The organism is Planococcus shenhongbingii, assembly GCF_030413635.1.
Taxonomy (GTDB): Bacteria; Bacillota; Bacilli; order Bacillales_A; family Planococcaceae; genus Planococcus; species Planococcus shenhongbingii.
Window position 1 is genome coordinate 2,673,217 of the sequence record NZ_CP129235.1, and the last position, 19,866, is coordinate 2,693,082.

Annotated in this window: 20 protein-coding genes; 5 read left to right on the plus strand and 15 right to left on the minus strand. The window is 42.4% G+C overall.

All coding sequences use genetic code 11. The features are described 5' to 3' along the window. Positions 1–38: 38 nt before the first annotated feature. Both coaD and rsmD read right to left on the minus strand, forming a co-directional pair. The gene (gene coaD, locus QWY16_RS13230; protein WP_300989691.1) at positions 39–518 is read right to left on the minus strand and encodes a pantetheine-phosphate adenylyltransferase; all 480 of its coding nucleotides are present in this window, start codon (positions 516–518) and stop codon (positions 39–41) included. After that, the gene (gene rsmD / locus QWY16_RS13235; protein ID WP_300989692.1) at positions 511–1,086 is read right to left on the minus strand and encodes a 16S rRNA (guanine(966)-N(2))-methyltransferase RsmD; all 576 of its coding nucleotides are present in this window, start codon (positions 1,084–1,086) and stop codon (positions 511–513) included. Before rsmD ends, coaD begins: the two co-directional genes overlap by 8 nt. Positions 1,087–1,168: 82 nt before the next feature. Between rsmD and QWY16_RS13240 the strand changes: the two genes are divergently transcribed. Then, positions 1,169–1,549, plus strand: coding sequence for a DUF7147 family protein (locus tag QWY16_RS13240; protein WP_300989693.1), 381 nt, complete (start codon positions 1,169–1,171; stop codon positions 1,547–1,549). Here the strand turns inward: QWY16_RS13240 and QWY16_RS13245 are convergent, their stop codons facing one another. Next, the gene (locus QWY16_RS13245) at positions 1,550–1,822 is read right to left on the minus strand and encodes a YlbG family protein (RefSeq protein WP_300989694.1); all 273 of its coding nucleotides are present in this window, start codon (positions 1,820–1,822) and stop codon (positions 1,550–1,552) included. Positions 1,823–2,073: 251 nt separating this feature from the next. Between QWY16_RS13245 and QWY16_RS13250 the strand changes: the two genes are divergently transcribed. Further along, a complete protein-coding gene (locus tag QWY16_RS13250; RefSeq protein ID WP_300989695.1) occupies positions 2,074–2,991 on the plus strand; it encodes a glycerophosphodiester phosphodiesterase family protein in 918 nt (305 codons plus the stop codon). A gap of 186 nt (positions 2,992–3,177) precedes the next feature. On the opposite strand, the gene QWY16_RS13255 is transcribed toward QWY16_RS13250, so the two are convergent. Then, positions 3,178–3,624 (minus strand): YlbF/YmcA family competence regulator, encoded by a 447-nt coding sequence (locus QWY16_RS13255; RefSeq protein ID WP_300989696.1) that lies wholly within the window; start codon positions 3,622–3,624, stop codon positions 3,178–3,180. Between the two features lie 74 nt (positions 3,625–3,698). Between QWY16_RS13255 and QWY16_RS13260 the strand changes: the two genes are divergently transcribed. Further along, entirely contained in the window at positions 3,699–4,184 is a 486-nt protein-coding gene (locus QWY16_RS13260) for a PaaI family thioesterase (RefSeq protein ID WP_300989697.1), read from the plus strand. Positions 4,185–4,188: 4 nt separating this feature from the next. Here the strand turns inward: QWY16_RS13260 and QWY16_RS13265 are convergent, their stop codons facing one another. Continuing rightward, positions 4,189–5,256 (minus strand): CAP domain-containing protein, encoded by a 1,068-nt coding sequence (locus QWY16_RS13265; RefSeq protein ID WP_300989698.1) that lies wholly within the window; start codon positions 5,254–5,256, stop codon positions 4,189–4,191. A gap of 141 nt (positions 5,257–5,397) precedes the next feature. On the opposite strand from QWY16_RS13265, the gene QWY16_RS13270 reads away from it, so the two are divergent. Next, a complete protein-coding gene (locus QWY16_RS13270) occupies positions 5,398–5,763 on the plus strand; it encodes a YugN family protein (RefSeq protein WP_300989699.1) in 366 nt (121 codons plus the stop codon). 926 nt (positions 5,764–6,689) lie between these two features. On the opposite strand, the gene QWY16_RS13275 is transcribed toward QWY16_RS13270, so the two are convergent. From QWY16_RS13275 to cyoE, 7 genes are all read right to left on the minus strand, one after another. Next, positions 6,690–7,151, minus strand: a complete 462-nt coding sequence (locus tag QWY16_RS13275; protein ID WP_300989700.1) for a DUF420 domain-containing protein — start codon at positions 7,149–7,151, stop codon at positions 6,690–6,692. Positions 7,152–7,175: 24 nt separating this feature from the next. Next, positions 7,176–8,099 (minus strand): cytochrome c oxidase assembly factor CtaG, encoded by a 924-nt coding sequence (gene ctaG / locus QWY16_RS13280; protein WP_300989701.1) that lies wholly within the window; start codon positions 8,097–8,099, stop codon positions 7,176–7,178. A gap of 305 nt (positions 8,100–8,404) precedes the next feature. After that, positions 8,405–8,737: a cytochrome c oxidase subunit IVB gene (gene ctaF / locus QWY16_RS13285; protein ID WP_300989702.1), complete on the minus strand. Its 333-nt coding sequence runs from the start codon at positions 8,735–8,737 to the stop codon at positions 8,405–8,407. A 1-nt stretch (position 8,738) separates the two neighbouring features. Next, positions 8,739–9,365: a cytochrome (ubi)quinol oxidase subunit III gene (locus tag QWY16_RS13290; protein WP_300989703.1), complete on the minus strand. Its 627-nt coding sequence runs from the start codon at positions 9,363–9,365 to the stop codon at positions 8,739–8,741. Further along, positions 9,352–11,238, minus strand: coding sequence for a cytochrome c oxidase subunit I (gene ctaD / locus QWY16_RS13295; protein WP_300989704.1), 1,887 nt, complete (start codon positions 11,236–11,238; stop codon positions 9,352–9,354). The genes QWY16_RS13290 and ctaD overlap by 14 nt, the downstream gene beginning before the upstream one ends. A gap of 34 nt (positions 11,239–11,272) precedes the next feature. Further along, complete coding sequence (gene coxB, locus QWY16_RS13300) at positions 11,273–12,370, minus strand: cytochrome c oxidase subunit II (protein WP_300989705.1); 1,098 nt, start codon at positions 12,368–12,370, stop codon at positions 11,273–11,275. 51 nt (positions 12,371–12,421) lie between these two features. Continuing rightward, on the minus strand, positions 12,422–13,339 hold the full coding sequence (cyoE, locus tag QWY16_RS13305) for a heme o synthase (RefSeq protein WP_300989706.1): 918 nt from the start codon (positions 13,337–13,339) through the stop codon (positions 12,422–12,424). Positions 13,340–13,738: 399 nt separating this feature from the next. Here cyoE and QWY16_RS13310 point away from each other — a divergent pair, with 399 nt between their 5' ends. Beyond that, positions 13,739–14,602 (plus strand): COX15/CtaA family protein, encoded by an 864-nt coding sequence (locus QWY16_RS13310; RefSeq protein ID WP_436837189.1) that lies wholly within the window; start codon positions 13,739–13,741, stop codon positions 14,600–14,602. A 36-nt stretch (positions 14,603–14,638) separates the two neighbouring features. Here the strand turns inward: QWY16_RS13310 and pyc are convergent, their stop codons facing one another. The 3 genes from pyc to QWY16_RS13325 all read right to left on the minus strand — a co-directional run bounded on the left by pyc (position 14,639) and on the right by QWY16_RS13325 (position 19,605). Next, a complete protein-coding gene (pyc, locus tag QWY16_RS13315) occupies positions 14,639–18,079 on the minus strand; it encodes a pyruvate carboxylase (protein ID WP_300989708.1) in 3,441 nt (1,146 codons plus the stop codon). A 15-nt stretch (positions 18,080–18,094) separates the two neighbouring features. Further along, positions 18,095–19,261, minus strand: a complete 1,167-nt coding sequence (locus tag QWY16_RS13320; RefSeq protein ID WP_300989709.1) for an FtsW/RodA/SpoVE family cell cycle protein — start codon at positions 19,259–19,261, stop codon at positions 18,095–18,097. Between the two features lie 62 nt (positions 19,262–19,323). Further along, positions 19,324–19,605, minus strand: a complete 282-nt coding sequence (locus QWY16_RS13325) for an Fpa/YlaN family protein (RefSeq protein ID WP_300989710.1) — start codon at positions 19,603–19,605, stop codon at positions 19,324–19,326. Positions 19,606–19,866 lie beyond the last annotated feature (261 nt).

Below are 19,866 nucleotides of genomic sequence, written 5' to 3' on the forward strand. Positions count from 1 at the left end.
ATTGGCAGCCAATAACAAAAAGCCACGCTAAACGTGACTTATTTGAATTTCTGCTTTAATGCCTCTTCCACTGCACTTGGCACTAATTCACTGATATTCCCACCGTATTTCGCAACTTCTTTTACGATGCTTGAACTTAAAAATGAATATTGGTTATTTGAGATCATGAACAAAGTTTCGATATTTTCGTTCAAAAATCTATTCATTGAAGTGATCTGCATTTCATATTCAAAATCTGAAACTGCCCGAAGCCCTCGAATGATGGCATTCGCTTTCACTTCACTCGCATAATCAATAAGCAGGCCAGAAAAAGAATCCACTTTTACATTGGGTATTGAATCGGTAACTTTGGAAATCAATTCATGGCGTTCTTCCACATTAAAAAGCGGCTTTTTTGACGAATTGTTCATAACCACTACTTTAACTTCATCAAAAATGGTTGAAGCTCTTTTAATTATATCAAGATGCCCCAGTGTAATAGGGTCAAAACTTCCTGGCACTACTGCAATCTTACTCAAATTCTTCTCCCTCTTCCCCTTGAAATCGATAAATTGAAATGACGGTGGCACCATATAGTTCTTTTTTAAATCGTTCAAAAAAAACTGTGCGGTCGCCGAGTTCTACTTCTTTGGCGTGTTCACATACTACGATGGAATCCTCCGTCATGATTCCAAGTTCTGCTGCTTTATCCATCAGCTCATATGCTTTTTCCATATGATAAGGCGGATCCAAAAACATCAAGCGTGCTTGCAGATTGTTTTTTTTAATCGCCTTAAGTGCCCGTTCAGCATCAATTTTATATACTTCCGCTTGATCTGTCAGCCTTGTTTTTTCCAGGTTCGCCCGGATCGTTTCAATCGCTTTGCGGTCTTTATCTGTGAAAATCACTTTATCAATGCCTCTGCTCAAAGCTTCAATGCCCATTCCTCCGCTCCCAGCGAATAAATCCAAGGCAGTGCCTCCATCAAAAAACGGGCCAATCATATTAAAAATGGATTCCTTGACTTTGTCAGTCGTCGGCCTTGTTGAAGTGCCTGGCACCGCTTTGAGCGGAAGGCCTTTTACTGTTCCTGCTACAACACGCATTCTATCGCCTCTTATTTGCTAAAATTTCTTATGAATTAAACCTGCATAATGGTAAAATATTAATTGGAAAGGACGTGACCCTATGATTCAGCGATTTATCGAATTAGGAGAAGGATACGGAGACCTATATGAGCTCCGTGAACTGATCACCACAAATTCAAACCGTTTCAAGCATGGCTTTATATTTGTTTCCTTAACCAAAGGAGGCCAGCCGGTGCTATCTGTTGCAGCGGCATTCGAACCAGCCGAAGAAGGCGGCTTCATGCCAATTTACATATGCCGGGAAGGAATACCGGAAAACTCTAAAAGGCTCGGTTTATTTGAAGAAACCGTTAAACAGCTTGGCCATCAACCCATTAAAATGGATGTAAAACATTCTTCAGCCTATGCCGAGAAGAAATTCTACTTTAGCCATCTGATAGCGATTCTAAGATTAAATCATTATATTCCGCCTATGCAGTAATTATAAACCAATTTTATAATCATATTCCTTCGCCTTATCCGGCTTTGCATTTTCGTACTCGGTTTTCAAAAACGGCCGCTGTGACTCGAGAATTTGTTTGACGTACGGCAGTTTTGATAATTTGGTTTTTGTGCTTTCAATAACTTCCTGATCCATATAAAGAACGACATATTTCAGTCTACGTGAAATAAAATGAACATGCCCGTATTTTCTTAGTGATTTGGCTTGTTTTAAATGATGCACATAAACAATGAGGCCCTGGCGATCACGCATAACTATCCCTCTTTTCTTAATTTCTAGAATACCATAGGAAAGAAAAAAGCCGCAACCAGAGAGAACGAAACTTTGGGCCGAAGCTGTATGATTCGGCTTTTTATCTGTGCAGCATCGCTGCGTTTTTCCCGAACGGCCGGCTTCCAGGTTTGAAGAGATCTCCTCCCGGTTAAACAGGATAAAACTAACAATAAATATTGGAATTCGCTATAATAACTTTAGCTTTATTTTTGAGGGGGTTAACCATTCATATGGGAAAAAAGACGAAAATCGGACTCGCTGCGGTCGCGGTGGGCGCAGCTGCTTGGGCTGGCTCTAAAGCGCTGGTAAATCCTCAAATAAGACCGGGGAAAGAAGTTTTGGGCTACGGCCACCCTATTGTCCTTGCTCACCGTGGCGGCGCCGCCATTGCTCCTGAGAATACGATGGCTGCATTTTCTAAATCCGCGGAACTTGGAGTCCATGGATTTGAAATAGATATCCGTTTAACAAAAGACGAAGAAATCCTCGTTTTTCACGACGAATACCTTGACCGGACAACAGATGGAGCCGGTCGTGTAGCAGAAATGACGCTTAATGACTTGCAGGAATTCGATTTAGGCTATCATTTTCTCGATCTATCGGGCAAACATTCTTACCGGGGCAAAGGCGAAAAAATCGTGTTGCTTCGTGAATTGCTCGAAGCGTTTCCAGAGATGTATATCAATATTGACATGAAAGACTCTCCTGAAACTTACGAAGGCAGCCTGGTTCCTTCCAAGTTGTGGCGATTGATTGATTCGCTTGGAGTTCACGACAGAGTGGTTGTCACCAGTTTTTTTGATGAACAAATCGACCGTTTCAATCTATATGCCCAAAACCGAGTAGCGATCGGAGCAGGCCAAAATGAAGTAAAAAAAGCGTATACCGCTTATAACAGCCAATTTGGCCATTTGTATAATCCGCGTGCGGATGTTTTTCAAATCCCAGTCCGTTCATCAATGTTCAGACTTGATTCGCCGCGATTTATGGCATTCTTATCAAATCTGAACATTCCTGTCCATTATTGGACGATCGATACTGCAGAAGAAATGAATGCCTTGATCGAAGCAGGGGCACAAGGTATTGTCACTGATCGCCCGGATATTGCGATTTCAGTCATCAGTGAATTGGAAAACCAAAAGCAATAAAAAAATGTGCAACGACATCGTTGCACATTTTTTCATAGAGTTTATTTAGGCGGTTCCGCATTTCTTGTCCAGCTGCAATGGCCAGATTCTCGGGTCATAAGCCATACCGGCTGTGTGGCACAAAATGCCACTTCGCCAGTCTGTCTTATGCCTGTCGAATCTAAGCGGCCATTTCCGCTTTTCTTATCAAGCTGAGCAGGAGCAACCGCCGCCTGTTCCGCAGCTTCCGCCGCAAGAAGAGTCTGAAGAAAAGAAAGGATTGCTTGAAGGTATTTTAACTGCTTCAGACACCGATCTTCCGATGATGAAACTGACTTGGTCCATTAAATCCTGAAGTTCGTTTTCAGCCAGCCGCAACGACGCTATTTGTTCATTCAGATCCAGACGCCGTTTATCCACGCGGATCTGTTTCATCACCCGGCTGTATTCGGGATGGTATTTGCCAAACCTTTGAACTTCCTCGTATTGTTCTTTCAATCTTGTGAAGGCATAAATTTCTTCGGCAAGATTTTTATCATTATAAACAGCATGATAAGCTTTTTCGTATTGCTCAACCTGCTCTGATTGTAAAATCATTTCGCTTAACTCTTCTGCAGAGTCTGTGATTTGAACCCATTCATAGGTCATAAACATATTGTATTCCTCCTCTACGGTTTTATCATAGCAGAAATACTCCCAGTTTCATACATATTGAAAGGAATGGTTTAATGAAAAATCTATCTAAGCAATTTCAGCGCATTGTCGATAATAGCTCTTTAGAAGATTTGAAAATATTAGGAGATTTCCTTGAAAACTTTGAAAAAAAACAACACGGAGAGTTCAATACTTACTTGAGCGCAAGCTTGAACATGAAACGGGAGACAGATGAGAATTCCAGTGTTGTCAGTATACCGAATACTCCTTTTATCCACAACAATATCGACATCCCTCACGGAGGCATTTTAGCCGTATTGCTGGACACAGCTATGGGTACATTAGCAAACAGTAAATGCCCGGATGGATATTCCGCAGTCACTACCAATATAACGATCCACTACCTTTCAGTCTCTGTGGAAGAAATCATACAAGCAGATGCCAAGTTAATTAGACAAGGCAGCCATACGATGGTAGTGGAAGGAAATATATTCCAACAGGATGGCAAGCATATAGCAACAGCAACCGGCTCTTTTTTCATCGTTCCGAAAAAGCGCTGAATCCTTATTGCTGTTCACTATTTGACGATTCTTGCCTCAAAAAATTTTGAGTGTAGTATTTGCCGTACACCCCTACCCCTATTTGATCAAAGCGGCTGGACAATAAAGTTTCCCGATGGCTCGACGAGTTGATCCATCCATGAACAGCTTCAGCAGCATCAGAATACTGAGTCGCCGTATTCTCTGCCGCCTCTTCAAATACAATATTTGCAGCGGTCAAGCGTTCATCCAAACTCTTAAGTTCAATTTCTCCTTCAGCAGAAAAATTTTTCTTGGCTGTATTTCGGCTATGCTCTTTAGCCAACATGCTGACTGACGGATTGACAGACAGCGGGTTTTTCTGATGGTGCAGCCGGTAAACATTGGTAAGGTCAATAATCTGTTTAGCATTCGCTTCATCGATAGACTGCTGCAGACTCGACGAAGGAGTGATCACCGGCAATAAATCGCCAGAAAACATCATATCATACGGCTGATGCCTGATTAGTGTTTCTGCATCCATAAAGCGAACCGCTTCTAGTTTCCGGTCTTCCTCATCTATATATAGTTGAGCATAAACTCCATCAAAGCTGATTAGCAGCCGTTTATTCACATCATCTGCACTAAGGCTGAAAATATAAATGCTGGTTCCATATTTTACCGTTATCTCATTTTCGATAATCGTGAAGCGGTATAAATCATCCAAAGTCTGCCCAATTTTATAAGGGGCAGCATTGGTTGCGGTTCCTGCTGTATAAACCTGGACAATATTACCATCTTTAACCCCTGCCAATATATAATTGGAATAAGAAGCATCATAGACCCACCATTCATAGCCAAAAGCAGAAGGTTCAATGCGGGAAGGTTCACCGTAATCTAGCAGCCAATCTTCAGCCGGATTTCCGATATAAGTTGAGAGCCCTTCTACAGGCCTTTCTACATCAAGCGGATTTTCCACTAAGTCTTGTGCAGGAAGAGGATCCTGGGTCTGCGGCGCTTCCAATATTTCATTTTCTTCGATGGAAGAATCAAAATAGAAAAATACGATTAGAATAATCGATAGAAAAATCATTATCCGCAATAGGTCTTTCAATCGAACAGCTCCTTTAAAGTCGTATTTAAACAATTATAACAGCCGTCTGTATTCTGACACAATCTAGCCATTGCAACAACTCGTTTTTTCATCTATTATTAAAGAAGCATTTAGTCAGTTTGATATCGAGGAGGAGATCCTATGTATTTTGAAAATACAGGACTAGAGAACATTCGGGTAGACTTTACTTTACTTGATGACATTATGAGCCGTCATGGCTTAACTAAAGAAGGCCAATGGGATTATGAGCGTGTTACATACGACCGCAAATTCATTGTTCGCGAAGGCACTTACTACTTGCGGGTATTTGGTTTTGCAGTAGCAGGCGACATTGACGCCGGCGATGCAGTGGTCAAATTGATGAAGCCTGTAGTAGGCAAACATTATTATCCACATGGTGTAGAATATGGAGAAGATGAGCATTTCCCGGAGCATTTAGTTAAATCATGCGCGGAAGTATTAAAAGCCATCAAAACAGAAATCGCCGCTTTTGAAATCAAAGCATAAAAAAACCGCAGTTCAAATTGAACTGCGGTTTTTTTATTTGCTCAATGAATGCTCTTTCCCTGTTAATTTAATAGTGTGAGGTTTTGTTACTCACTTAACATTAATGCTGCTCATAAGCGAGATTCCCTTGCTTTGACATCAGGTTAGCATTGCCCTCTCTTGGCGATTGTAGAATTTAAGAAAAATAAAAAAAGAACTTGAAAAGGTTCTTTTTTTACAGGCTGTCCAGAAACTCTCGGCTGCCTTTTTCATTTCGCTCCAGGTGGGACGCTTTCCGCGGACATGGCTTCAGTCTCCTCGTCGCTTCGCTCCTGTGGGGCCTTCAGCTCATGTTATTTCCGCAGGAAGCGAAGCGTGCAAAAGCACTTTTGCATGGTTCGTTTGCGACGAAGCTAGCGCAGCGATGCAGGAGCACATGTTTGCCCTTCGCCCACCTTCCGCTGCATTCAGCTCTCTTTTGTCACCTTTAGAGACTCTCTAAAAGTGTCACTGTTTGAGTAAGCTTTCTTTTATTGTTTCCTGCTCTCCAGATATGGAGCCAACCGGCGGAGAAAACCGTACTGCTCCTGCAGCGTTACACGCTTCGTCGCAAAGACTTAGCCTCGCAGGCTTCGGCTAATGTCTTGCCTGCGGGGCAGCGCAGCGACGAGACAGCCGAGACCCTGCAACGCCCTTTCATGTTTCGAAGCTAGCGCAGCGATGCAGAGACAGGAGCGTAAGCGACGAAGCGGCTTGGCGCTCGCCCGCGGCTTTAAAACATATGCTCCTGCAGCGCTGCGCGCTTCGTCGCAAAGACTTGGCCTCACAATCCTCGGCCAATGTCTTCGCAGCTGGTTGGCGGAATATCGGTTAGGTGATAAAAACTAAAACGAATTTCAACTTTCTCAACAAGTTGAAAAAAAAAAGAACCTGAAAAGGTTCTTTTTTTATCCTCCAAGTATTGCTTTAAAGACAGACGTAGTGTGTCCGCCATCATAAATAACATAAAGCAAAAGGTAGACTATAACTCCTGTAATCGCTGTGAAAAACCAAATCACACTAGTGACTGGCCCAAACTTTCTGTGTTTCTCTAAACGGTTCTTCAGGCCAAGCCAAATCGTGATTAAGCCCATAACTCCACCTGTAGTAGCCAGGCATATATGAAAAATCAGGAAAATAGTGTAAATCAATTTGTATTCATCAGGCCCACCGAAAGCGGTATTACCAACAAATATGGTGCGGGACATATATATGATAAAGAATGTTAAGGCAGCAGCGCCTGCTCCCAGCATAACTTTTTTATGTGCTTCAATATTGCGGCGGCGGATCAAATTCCAGCCAATCGCCACAAGCACTGCACTTAATACGATAAAAAATGTACTGATTGTCGGTAATAGGGGCAAATTCATTTAATAGGATCTCCTTTAACTTCGTTAAGCATTATGTCTGTGAAAAGCCATATTTTTTCTATCTTGCAGAGTTTTCGCTGTAATTTCATCAGCATTGTCATTTTCATTTTTTAGCCATTCATAGAAAACCATCCAAAGGAATGCAGAGAAAACCAGCTCTTGCAGTACTTTCATGGCAATCCCGCCAGTCCGCTGGTCTTCAACAGTGGACATGGTCGTAAATAATTCTGGTCCCGATAAATTGAGCTGGGAAAGGGTGCCCATCGGAACACATAAAGCCATAGCCTGCAACCACGCTTCTCCGTCTGAATAAGTGGCGTAAAAAGGAGTGCTGCTGAAAATGATCAATGCACAAGCGGGAGTCATTAAAACGCTCAGCGCAAACAAATAACCGATTTTCTTCAAGCCATGGAATTTATGCGCGCCTTCCAAATTATTAACGACCGGCCACCAATAGCACAGCGCTGAAACAAACAGTACAATATTGATTGCAGCATGAAGCAATGAACTTGATTTTACAAAATCAAAAACCATCGGGATATGGTAAAACGAAAATACCATTCCGAACAAAATCAAAGCCAGCATTGGCTTTGTAAAGAACATAAATAAAGGTTTAATAACCGGTAGGTCAATGAATTTTCTCCATAACCAAGTTGGGATGCCCATAATAATCAATGGAGGCACAAGCAGCAGCAAAAACGCCATCTGGATCATATGCATAGTAAAGATAATATGTCCAAGTAAATCTGTCGGCGAACCTTTTATCACATACAATAATGCTATTCCTGAAACAAACAGCATAGCTTCCTTCGTTTTTAGAGGCTCGCTATTTTTAAATTGGTGTCTCCATTTTACCGTTACTAAAAAATATAAGACCGTAATTAATACGAGAACTCCTAAGTAAACCGGACTCCATAATGCTTGAAACCCGAATATACTGATCGGCATGCCAGCATACCTCCTTTTTCTTAAGTACCCCCATTATATAGCGCCTCCGTTGGTATATCAATGAACGAACTATGACAATTGAAGAAAGAAACGCCTATCGCGTCTTGTTCTGTCCAACAACTATTTGAACTTTATTAAATTAGCATTCTTTTCCGCCTCTAGCAAGTCCGAAACAGTCGTGAAGGTACTAGCGGTAAAATTGAACAAGAAGAGAAACAAGGGCCATCCATTCATTTATAAGGCTGCCATTTCCTATTAGATGCAAAAACCCCGCTTGCCATAAGGCAAACGGGGTTTTCATTTTATTACCACCAAACGATTGTCACTAATGCAAGAATCGTGATGAAAGCTACAAACATTCCGCTGAACATGAAGAACGCGACCATGCCGTGGCCTTTATTGTTCATATGCATAAAGTGATAAAGCTGAAGCACTACTTGAACAGCTGCCAATAACAGAATGATTGGCGTGATTAAGTAAGGCGAAAAATCAGCTGCTACTGCCGTAAATGAAATCAATGTCAAGAAGATCATGATTGCAAAAGACGTCAGATGATTGCGCATCTCTTTAGCTCGTTGGCGCCGTACGAATTCGTATTCTGCCCGGGATCTAACATGTGTATGCGTATCGTGTGCCATATTAACCGATCACTCCCATCAAATAGACGACAGTAAAGATGAATACCCATACTACGTCGATAAAATGCCAGTATAATGCAGCAAGGTAGAACTTAGGTGCATTGTATGTGTTTAATCCACGTTTTGAGTTGCGGATCATCAAAGCAATGAACCAAGATAGCCCGAATAAAACGTGGGCTCCGTGAGTTCCGACTAATGTATAGAATGCAGAACTGAAAGCACTATGCGTATAGCCGAAGCCTAAATGTACATAATGGTTAAACTCATAAATCTCTAAGCCAAGGAATGTTGCCCCCAGTAAAACCGTTACCATGAGCCATGCTTGCATTGCTTTAAAATTATGGTTTTTCATGTGGTACATTGCATAAACACTTGTCAAAGAAGACGTTAAAAGTATCATCGTCATTGCAAATACTAGTGGAAGTTCGAATAGTTGAGAAGCTGTCATATCCATGCCGCTTGGCCCTTTGTCTTTCAGTGCCAAATAAGTAGCGAATAATGAAGCAAATGTTACAGTTTCAGCCGCAAGCAAAAGCCAGAAGCCGACGAACTTATTCTTACCTTCCATTGTAGCTGTTTCAGGATGATCAGGCCACGTTTGCGGGGTATATTTCTTATTTAGATCCATCTGTGCTACCCCCTTTAACATCTTTGATCAATTCTTCTTTAGAGATATGGAATCCAAGATCATCTTTCAATGAACGAAGCAACATAGAACCGAAAGTGATCACTAATCCTAAGATGAGCACTGGAAGAGCCCAGGCTTTATCGCCATCAAGGTGATATAGTGCACCAAATGAAGCGATGAACATACCAAGTGATATAACTATAGGAATAATGGAACCGTTCGGCATGTGAATTTCTTCTAAAGGTTCAGCGTAGAGCATGCCTTCTTTGTTGCCTTCCATTTTCTCGATCCAGTACGTATCAAGTCCACGCACTAAAGGAGTTTGTGCAAAGTTATAGAATGGCGGTGGTGATGGAAGCGCCCACTCAAGCGTACGGCCATCTTCCCATGGGTCATTGCCGACACGTTCGTTTTTAACACTAGTGATTACAACGTTGACCAGAAGTATAATAACACCGACAGCCATGAACAGAGCACCTACAGAACTGATTGCGTTGAACAAGTCCCAGCCCTGATCAGACCCAAACGTGAATACGCGGCGAGGCATACCCATTAAACCTAAGAAATGCTGGATAAAGAATGTTAAATGGAACCCGATAAAGAATAACCAGAATGTCCATTTACCTAATTTTTCGCTAAGCATTGTACCGAACATTTTTGGCCACCAAAGGTGCGTAGCTGCGAAAATCGCAAGTACTACCCCACCTACGATAACGTAGTGGAAATGCGCAACGATAAAGTATGAATCGTGTAGCTGATAATCCAAAGGAGCAATTGCCTGCATGATTCCTGTTACACCACCCGCTACGAATGATGGAATAAATCCGATCGCATATAGCATTGGTGTAGTGAAAGTGATGCTTCCTCCCCAAATGGTTAATAGCCAGTTGAAGATTTTGACTCCTGTTGGTACTGCGATGATCATAGTCGCTAAGGCGAAAACTGCGTTAGCTGTAGGTCCTAACCCAACTGTAAACATATGGTGAGCCCAAACCATGAAACCATAGAAACCAATCAGGATTGTCGCAAACACTAGTGCCGTGTAACCGAACAAGCGCTTGCGTGAGAAAATCGCAAAGATTTCTGAGAAAATACCGAAAGCCGGTAAAATCAGAATGTAAACTTCAGGGTGTCCAAAAATCCAGAACAAATGTTCCCAGATGATTGTATTTCCTCCTAAAGCTACATTAAAGAAGTTAGCCCCGAACATGCGGTCAAATACCATAAAGAAAAGACCTACTGTCAATGGAGGGAACGCCAATAAAATTAAAGCTGAAGCTACAAAAGTTGTCCAAGTGAACAACGGCATTCTCATATAAGTCATGCCCGGAGCTCTCATATTGATGATAGTAACCAAGAAGTTAATACCTGAGATCAACGTACCGAAACCGGAAACTGTTAACCCCAGTGCATAAAAGTCAATACCATGGCCTTCCGATGCGAGCGCGAGCGACGCATAGTTCGTCCACCCGGCATCTGGTGCACCGCCCATGAACCACGAAAGATTCAGGAAGATTCCACCAAAGAAGAATAACCAGAATCCAAGTGAATTCAAGAACGGAAATGCTACGTCACGTGCGCCAATCTGTAAAGGCATTACCGCATTCATGAACGCAAGCAAAATCGGCATCGCTGCCAAGAAAATCATCGTGGTCCCGTGCATCGTCAATACTTCGTTATATGTTCCAGCACTGAGGAAATCATTTCCGGCTTTCATCAACTGGATCCGGATCAACAACGCTTCTATACCACCGATCAGGAAGAATAATCCTCCTGAAGCGAGATAAAGATGTGCGATTTTTTTATGGTCTACAGTTGTCAAGTAGTCCCAAATGGCAGCACCTAAGCCCCTTTTCTGAGCAATAGAACTCACAGTATAAACCTCCCTTTTTTAAGCTCCGATTCTTTTACTCTTCAACGGATAAAGACATTAAGTAAGCTGCAAGTGCATCAAGCTCTTGCTCTGTAAATGGTTTTCCGTCGTTCAAAGCCTCTGGATCAGGCATTAAGTTGCCCGGTTTGTATTGTTGTGGATCTGCAATCCATTTTTTAAGATTTTCTTCGTTATGTTCCATGAAACCAGCTACACGGTTGCGGTCTCCGAAAGTTGCTACGTTCGGTCCTTGCATAACGCCGCCTGCCCCTGAACCTGAAACTGCGTGGCAAGCGATACAGCCAGCGCCATCAGCTCCGAAAAGCTGTTCTCCTTCTTGTGCAAGTGCACCTTCAGCAGGAGTTGCTTCTTCTTGCATAGCCGCTACCCATGCATCAAAATCTGCACGTTCCAATGACTTGACTTTGAAGTCCATCAACGCGTGGGAAGGACCGCAAAGCTCCGCACACTTACCGTAAAAGACACCATCTTCAAGTTCAGCAGACTCTTGGTCAAATTCCAAGTAGAATGTATTCACGTTTTCAGGGTTTGCATCCAATTTACCGCCGATGGATGGAATCCAGAAAGAGTGTTTTACATCCGCTGCAATCAAGTTAAAGTAAACTCTTTCATTTGTAGGAACGACTAATTCCTGAGCAGTAACAATTCCTTGCTCCGGATACTCGAATTCCCACCAGTACAATTTAGCTGTTACATTGACCGTCAAGTTGGTCATGCCATCGCCTTCTTCAGCTTGAACGTCCATTGAAGAAACATCCGCTAAATCGAATGTGGAATACACTGTTGGGACAGCAAGAATCAAAAGCAAAACGATTGGAATAGAAGTCCATAAAAATTCAAGTTTTGCGCTTCCTTCAACTTGCTCCGGGATAAGATCGTCTCCCAGTTTAGAACGTCTGAATTTGACAATTGCCAAAATGAAAATAATTGTTACAACAATAATGACAAAAGCCATTACTATGGTAGACAAAATCAATAGATTGAATTGATCTTGAGCTACTTTACCGGCTGGTATTAATGTAGAGATTTCTGCTCTACCACACCCTGCAAGAAAGACGACCAGTGCAGTCATCAACGCGAAAAGGCGCCATTTTTTGAGCCCTTTAATCATAGCTTTTCATACCCCGCTCTCATTTTTAAAATTTTTCTGCAATGTTGGAAACTAGACAAAGACGGCGAAAATAATCATCGACACAAATAAGATGGTCATATAATTCAGTGAGTAGATGAACATTGTCTTTGCCCATTTCAAATCATCTTTTACATTAAACCCACGAATGGCAAGTACTAGCCAGCCGATATTGAGCAATGTAGCCAAGATGATGAAGCTTATTCCGAGATCCATTAACAGGAATGGCAGAGGGAACAGCAGCAAAATCCATGCAAGCATAGATTTCTTTGTGCGGTGGAAGCCTTTTACCACTGGAAGCATTGGAATGCCAGCTGCACGATATTCTTCAGTGCGCTTCATAGCCAGTGCATAAAAATGTGGCGGCTGCCAAATAAACATAATCAAGAACAATGCCCATGCACCTAAGCCAAGCGCAGGCTCAACCGCTGCCCAACCGATTAGCGGCGGGATTGCTCCCGATATGCTCCCTACTATTGTATTGCTGACGTGTCTTCTCTTGGACCACATGGAATAGAGGACTACATAAGCCAAGATTCCCGCGATTCCTAAAACGCCAGCAGAAACAGATGCAGAGAACAATAATATTTCGCCTATAACCATGAAAGTCAAAGCGAGTGCTAAGACAGCAGACGGTTTAAATCTTCCTGTTACAGTTGGACGCGCCCTCTTACTTGCCATCAATGGATCGATATCTGTGTCTATGTAGTTATTCATCGCAGCTGAACCAGCTATGATAAATGCAGAACCGACCAACGTATAGACGAGGATGTCCAATTCCTGCAGGAAATGCCTGTCGGAAAACTGGAATGCTAACCACAATCCTGTAAACACGGTTATTAAATTAGAATTCACAATCCCGATTTTAATCAACGCGAGAAAGTCTTGCAGGAATGTGGCCGTTTCCGCAGTTTCATGCGTTTCCGCAGACAAAGACCGGCTGTTTGACATATAACCCCCTCCTTTCAAAGTTGTAAGCATATTCCGCTAACCATTACTATATCTAAATTCCAGCCTTTTTTCTACTTCAAACTGAAATTTCCCGATAAAAGCGCTGATTTTCATGTAATTTGTCTCAGATATATGCTCTTTCAATCATACATGAGTAGGCTCGTTATTTTAAGATAGAAAAAAATTTGTTTTTGAACAGTTTGTGAAGCTCATGGGATTATGTCTAAATCTTGAAAGTTTCCGCTATTCCTCATTTTCCGTTGTGTTTTGTTGTGACTTTCGATATTATCGAGTATGCAGGCAACGGACGTTTAAGAAAGTTTCAACTAGAAAAAGTGGGTGACATTCTTGCATCAAAGTAAATATATAAAATGGTTTGCAGTAGCAGCAACCGTCGGAATGCTTTTAATTTTGCTTGGCGGCGCTCTTGTCACCAAAACAGACAGCGGTATGGGCTGCGGCCGATCGTGGCCAAGCTGCAATGGTGAATTGATTCCTGATGATATCACTGCTGAAGTCCTTATTGAATTCTCACATCGGCTTGTAACAGGATCGGTCGGCATTTTAATCGTAATTTTAGCTGTATGGGCTTGGATAAAATATGGCCATATCCGTGAGACTAAATTTTTAGCTTTCATGGCGGTCTTTTTTTTAATTCTTCAAGCATTGATCGGTGCTGCCCAAGTGTTATGGGGACAAGGTGACTTTATACTTGCGCTTCACTTCGGAATTTCCCTCATTTCTTTTGCATCAGTATTATTATTGACTCTGCTTGTTTTTGAGGTAGACCGGAAATTTGACGCTGACCGACTCGTAATCGGCAAAAAATTAAAAGTGCATACTATTGGGGTAACTTTATATTCCTATATCGTGGTTTATACTGGAGCATTGGTGCGCCACACGGAGTCCAGCTTAATCTGTTCAGATTGGCCGCTGTGCCGGAATGACCAATTCGCTCTCCCGAATAATATGTATGAATGGGTTCAAATGGGACACCGTGCAGCTGCCGGACTGATTGTTATCTGGCTTGCTTACATTGCGTGGCACGCTTTCAAAAATTATAAAGAACAGCGCGTCATTTATTGGGGTTGGATTATTGCCTTTATCATCGTACTGCTCCAGGCTACAACCGGGATGCTGGTGGTCTTGACTAAATTGAATTTAGCTGTCGCACTTCTTCATTCTCTGCTTATTTCTCTGTTATTCGGATTACTGTGTTACATGATCTTGCTCGTATCACGCAGCAGGTTCAGCAATAAATAGAAAAAACAGCCGGCGCATAATGCGCCGGCTGTTTTTTTATATTCTTTCCATTTCTATCAAGAGGTCTCCAGTGGATATTCCTTCATTGGCACCTACATGTATTTCTTTGACGATGCCATTAAACGGCGCTTGCACTGTCGTTTCCATTTTCATCGCTTCTGTAACTAATAAATGTTCTCCGCGCTGTACTTTAGCACCCACTTCGGCTACTACTTTCAGCACAGTTCCCGGCATAGTTGCAGCAATATGCGATTCGTTTTTCAAATCTGCTTTCGGTCTTGCCAAAGCATCCGCTTCAACGGTCATGTCCTGGATATTCACTTCACGCGGCTGGCCATTCAGCTCAAAGTAAATTGTTCGATGGCCATCCTTCTGAGGCTCTCCGATCGACACCATTTTAATCATCAGCGTTTTTCCTTTTTCTATTTCCACTTCTATTTCTTCACCGAGCCTCATTCCATATAGGAATGTCAAAGTATCTAGAACTGATACATTGCCGAACTGCTGATTGGTAGCGGAGTACTCTTCAAATACTTTTGGATAAAGCGCATATGCTAAAATTTCCTGGCTTGTTACTGGGCGTTCCAATTTCTCAAACAAAGTTCTCTTGATTTCATCAAAGTCGGCTGGTTCTAACAGTTCACCAGGTCGAACAGTAATTGCTTTGCGTCCTTTTAACACTACTTTTTGAAGTTCTTCAGGGAATCCGCCGTGTGGTTGTCCAATATATCCTTCAAAGAATTCGATCACTGATTCTGGGAAGTCAATAGTTTGCCCACGCGTAATGACGGTTTGCTCGTCCAAATCATTTTGCACCATGAACAAAGCCATGTCTCCTACAACTTTGGATGAAGGCGTTACTTTCACGACGTCTCCAAACAATAAGTTGACTCGGGAGTACATATTTTTCACTTCTTCCCAGCGCAAGCCTAAGCCCACTGCTTTTGCTTGCTGCTGCAAGTTGCTGTACTGGCCACCCGGCATCTCATGGACATAAATTTCGGAATGCGGACTGTTCATGCCACTTTCGAAATCGCTGTAGTATTTGCGGACATCTTCCCAATAGTGAGACAATTTTTCAATAGACTCGATATCCGTTCTAACTTCCCGGTTGCTGCCTTTCATTGCGTAATACAGGGAGTTAGCACTCGGCTGAGAAGTTAATCCCGCCATCGTCCCAATAGCTGTGTCCACGATGTCTACGCCTGCCTCAATGGCCTTAGCATACAAGTAAATGCCATTGCCGCTCGTATCATGGGTATGAAGGTGAATAGGAAGTGATACTGTATCTTTTAACTCTGAAACTAACCGGTATGCAGCTTCGGGCTTCAATAATCCGGCCATGTCTTTAATCGCTAGAATATGGGCTCCTGAAGCCTCTAATTCTTTTGCCATTTGCTTATAGTAATTAACCGTGTATTTATCCCGGCTCGGATCTAAAATATCCCCCGTATAACAAATAGCGGCCTCTGCCACTTTTCCGCTCTGGCGGACTTCATCTATTGCCACTTCCATGCCTTTGATCCAGTTTAAACTGTCGAAAATCCGGAATACATCAATTCCAGCGTCCGCTGATTTACGGACAAATTCACGGATGACATTGTCCGGGTAATTCTTATAGCCGACAGCATTAGCGCCGCGGAAAAGCATCTGGAACAAAACATTTGGAACTTGTTCACGAAGCTTGATTAACCGCTGCCAAGGATCTTCTTTTAAGAAACGGTAGGATACGTCGAAAGTTGCGCCGCCCCACATTTCCATAGAGAACAAATCCGGCTGAAGACGGGCAGTCTCATTTGCAATGGCGAACATATCATGTGAACGAACGCGTGTTGCCAATAAAGACTGATGGGCATCGCGAAGAGTAGTATCAGTCAACAATACTTCTTTTTGGTCATGGATCCATTTAGCCAGACCTTCTGGGCCGTGCTGATCCAAAATTTGTTTCGTCCCGCTTGGTGCTGGAGCCGTCAAATCCACTTTCGGTATTCTCGGCGCTGCATGGATCGGTTTCTTTTTCTTTTCAATTCCCGGGAATCCGTTGACCGTTATATTTCCGATATACGTTAATAATTTTGTACCTCGGTCTTTGCGTACTGGGAAAATGAACAATTCAGGTGTCGAATCGATGAAGCTCGTATCGAATTCGCCATTGATGAAGTTTTTATGGCGGACAACATTCTCTAAAAATGGAATATTCGTTTTGATCCCGCGAATCCGGAATTCTTGAAGATTCCGGTCCATTTTTGCAGCAGCTTCTTTAAACGTATTGCCCCATGTTGAAACTTTTACTAAAAGCGAGTCATAAAAAGGTGTTATAACTGCTCCCTGGAAACCATTGCCGGCATCCAAGCGCACTCCGAAACCGCCTCCAGACCGGTAAACCATAAGTTTTCCTGTGTCTGGCATGAAATCGTTTAACGGATCTTCTGTTGTAACCCGTGACTGGATGGCAAAGCCGTTTAACGGAATGTCCTCTTGTGCTGGAATCCCGATTTCTTCGCTATGTACAGCGTGTCCTTGGGCAATTTTAATTTGGGCATGGACAATATCGATGCCTGTTACCATCTCAGTGATCGTATGTTCAACTTGGATCCGAGGGTTGACTTCAATAAAATAAAACTCATTATTTGCGACTAAGAATTCTACAGTACCGGCATTTATGTAATTTATATTTTTCATAAGTTTAACTGCCGCATCACAAATCTGATTTCTCAGTTCATTGCTGATTGAATTCGATGGCGCAATTTCCACTACTTTCTGGTGCCGCCGCTGTATCGAACAATCCCGCTCATAAAGGTGAATAACATTTCCTTCCAAATCTCCAAGGATTTGCACTTCAATATGTTTTGGTTTGTCCACAAATTTTTCAACATACATTTCGTCTGATCCAAAAGCGGCTTTTGCTTCGGATTTTGCGCGTTCATATGCAGATGCCAGTTCTTCTTCTGTTCTGACAATGCGCATTCCGCGCCCGCCTCCGCCAAGTGATGCTTTGATCATTAACGGGAAACCAGCTGTTTTGCTGAATTCTTCAACTTCCTGCAATGATTCAACAGGTCCGTCAGTTCCTGGAATGACCGGGATATTAGCAGCGATGGCTTGATCCCGCGCTTTCACTTTATCGCCGAACATGTCTAGATGCTGGGAAGTGGGTCCGATAAAGATAATCCCTTCTTCTTCGCAGCGACGGGCGAAATGGACGTTTTCAGATAAAAAACCGTAACCTGGATGAATGGCGTCTACCCCAGAATCTTTTGCAATGCGTATGATGTCTTCAATGTCCAAATACGCATCAATCGGCTTTTTGCCTTTGCCGACCAGATAAGATTCATCCGCTTTATAGCGGTGATAGGAACCACTGTCTTCCTGTGAATAAATTGCAACCGTCGGAATTTTCAGTTCTGTACAAGCGCGGAAAACCCGAATTGCGATTTCTCCGCGGTTTGCCACTAAAATTTTGCTAATCGTTTTCACACCGCAGCACACCCTTTACTTTTTAGATTTTTCGAATTTGTGGAACATGGAAACATTCATCAATACTCCCATAGCTAACGATAACAAAATTACTGACGTTCCGCCATAGCTTATAAATGGCAATGTAACTCCTGTTAGCGGAATAATTCCACTCAGTCCCCCTAAATTCACGAAAGATTGTATCCCGATCATGCTTGAAACACCTGTAGCAAGCATACGGGCTAGAGGATCTTTTGTAGTCATCGCAATCGAAAGACCACGCAATACGATGAAAGCTAACCCTCCAAGAACAAAGAGCACGCCCAATACACCCAGTTCTTCCGCTATAACAGACATGATGAAATCTGTGTGCGGTTCTGGAAGATAACCCAGTTTTTGAATCGATTGCCCAAGACCTAACCCGCTGAGGCCACCGGAGCCGATTGCAAGGTAGCCATTGACAATTTGCAGCCCGAATCCCAGTTCATCCGAAAAAGGGTTAAAAAAGGCATCCAGACGCCCTAGGCGCTTTTCGGTAAAAATCATATCCGATGCAAAAAGCATGATCGGAACTATAAAAACAGCACAAGCGGCTATGACCCAGCCGGCCATCTTGGCGAAAAACTTAAAGCTGATGCCGCTTGCCGCCATGACTGACAAGCCAACAGCGCCAATAATCATCATCGACCCTAAATCCGGTTCGAAGAATACGGAAAGCAGAACTAAAGTCAGGATAATAACAGGCGGCGCAATGGATTCATTTAATTTATTGATATTGCCTTTTTTATATTTATTGGAGAAGACACCGGCTAAATAGAATATAATTCCAACTTTAGCGACTTCTGATGGCTGTATATTGACAAAGCCAATATCAATCCAGCTTCTGGCACCACCTGCTTCGTATCCAATCAGGTGGACTAGCAGCAGACCCAAAAAGACAACAGCCAGCACGGTCATCATCATCCATTTCTTGCCGAAATGTTTGTAAGGGAAAACAGCTGCAATTGCAAACGCTGGAAATGCCAAAGATAAATTGATCAATTGCTGTATGTAAAAACGGTCAGGTTCATCGTCGTAGTAATTTACTGACCAAGCCATGCTCGCACTGTAAATCATAACCAAGCCGAACACTGCTAAAGCGATATAAACAAAAAATAAGGGATAATCAAAGTGCTTAACGTATCTTTTAATGTACTGTTTCATTTTTATACCTCGACTTAGTAGATTAGTAAAAAAACTCAAACAAAGATCGTTTGAGTTTTTAGTCATTTATTTGTATACGCTTCATGTAAAATAGAAAGTTTCTTTTCCAGCGTATCCATTAAATTTTTTCCAGTTTCACGTTCGATTAACCCAAGCTTTACAGCAAAATCGATTTCACGTGAAAGCCCGAACATTTGTGTATCGAGCACTTCTTCATATAAAGGGCAAGAAGGCAAAGTCAAATTGTCCATTTGGACTTTGATCAATTGCTCAATTTTTTCTGCATCTGCTTTGAGGAGTTCCAAAGCTTTCACTTGGTAAGTTTGTTCTTCTGTATGTTCCATGAGGACTCCCCCATTTATTGATTTTTATCCCGCTTCGACGGCCAGTAAGATTTCCACTTGTTCAAGCGGGAAATCTACTGACCGTAAAAGTCCGATTTAGATCAACTCACAATCAGCAGGGATGAAAAACCCCACTGATTGAAGTTTCTCTTACCTCTATTAGCCTGTTTAAAGTGTATCTTCAATGAGATAAAAATGCAAGCTCTACACAGGCTAGAATTAATCCCTTTAGCAATTTGCTTGAAAAAGGTATACTGAAAG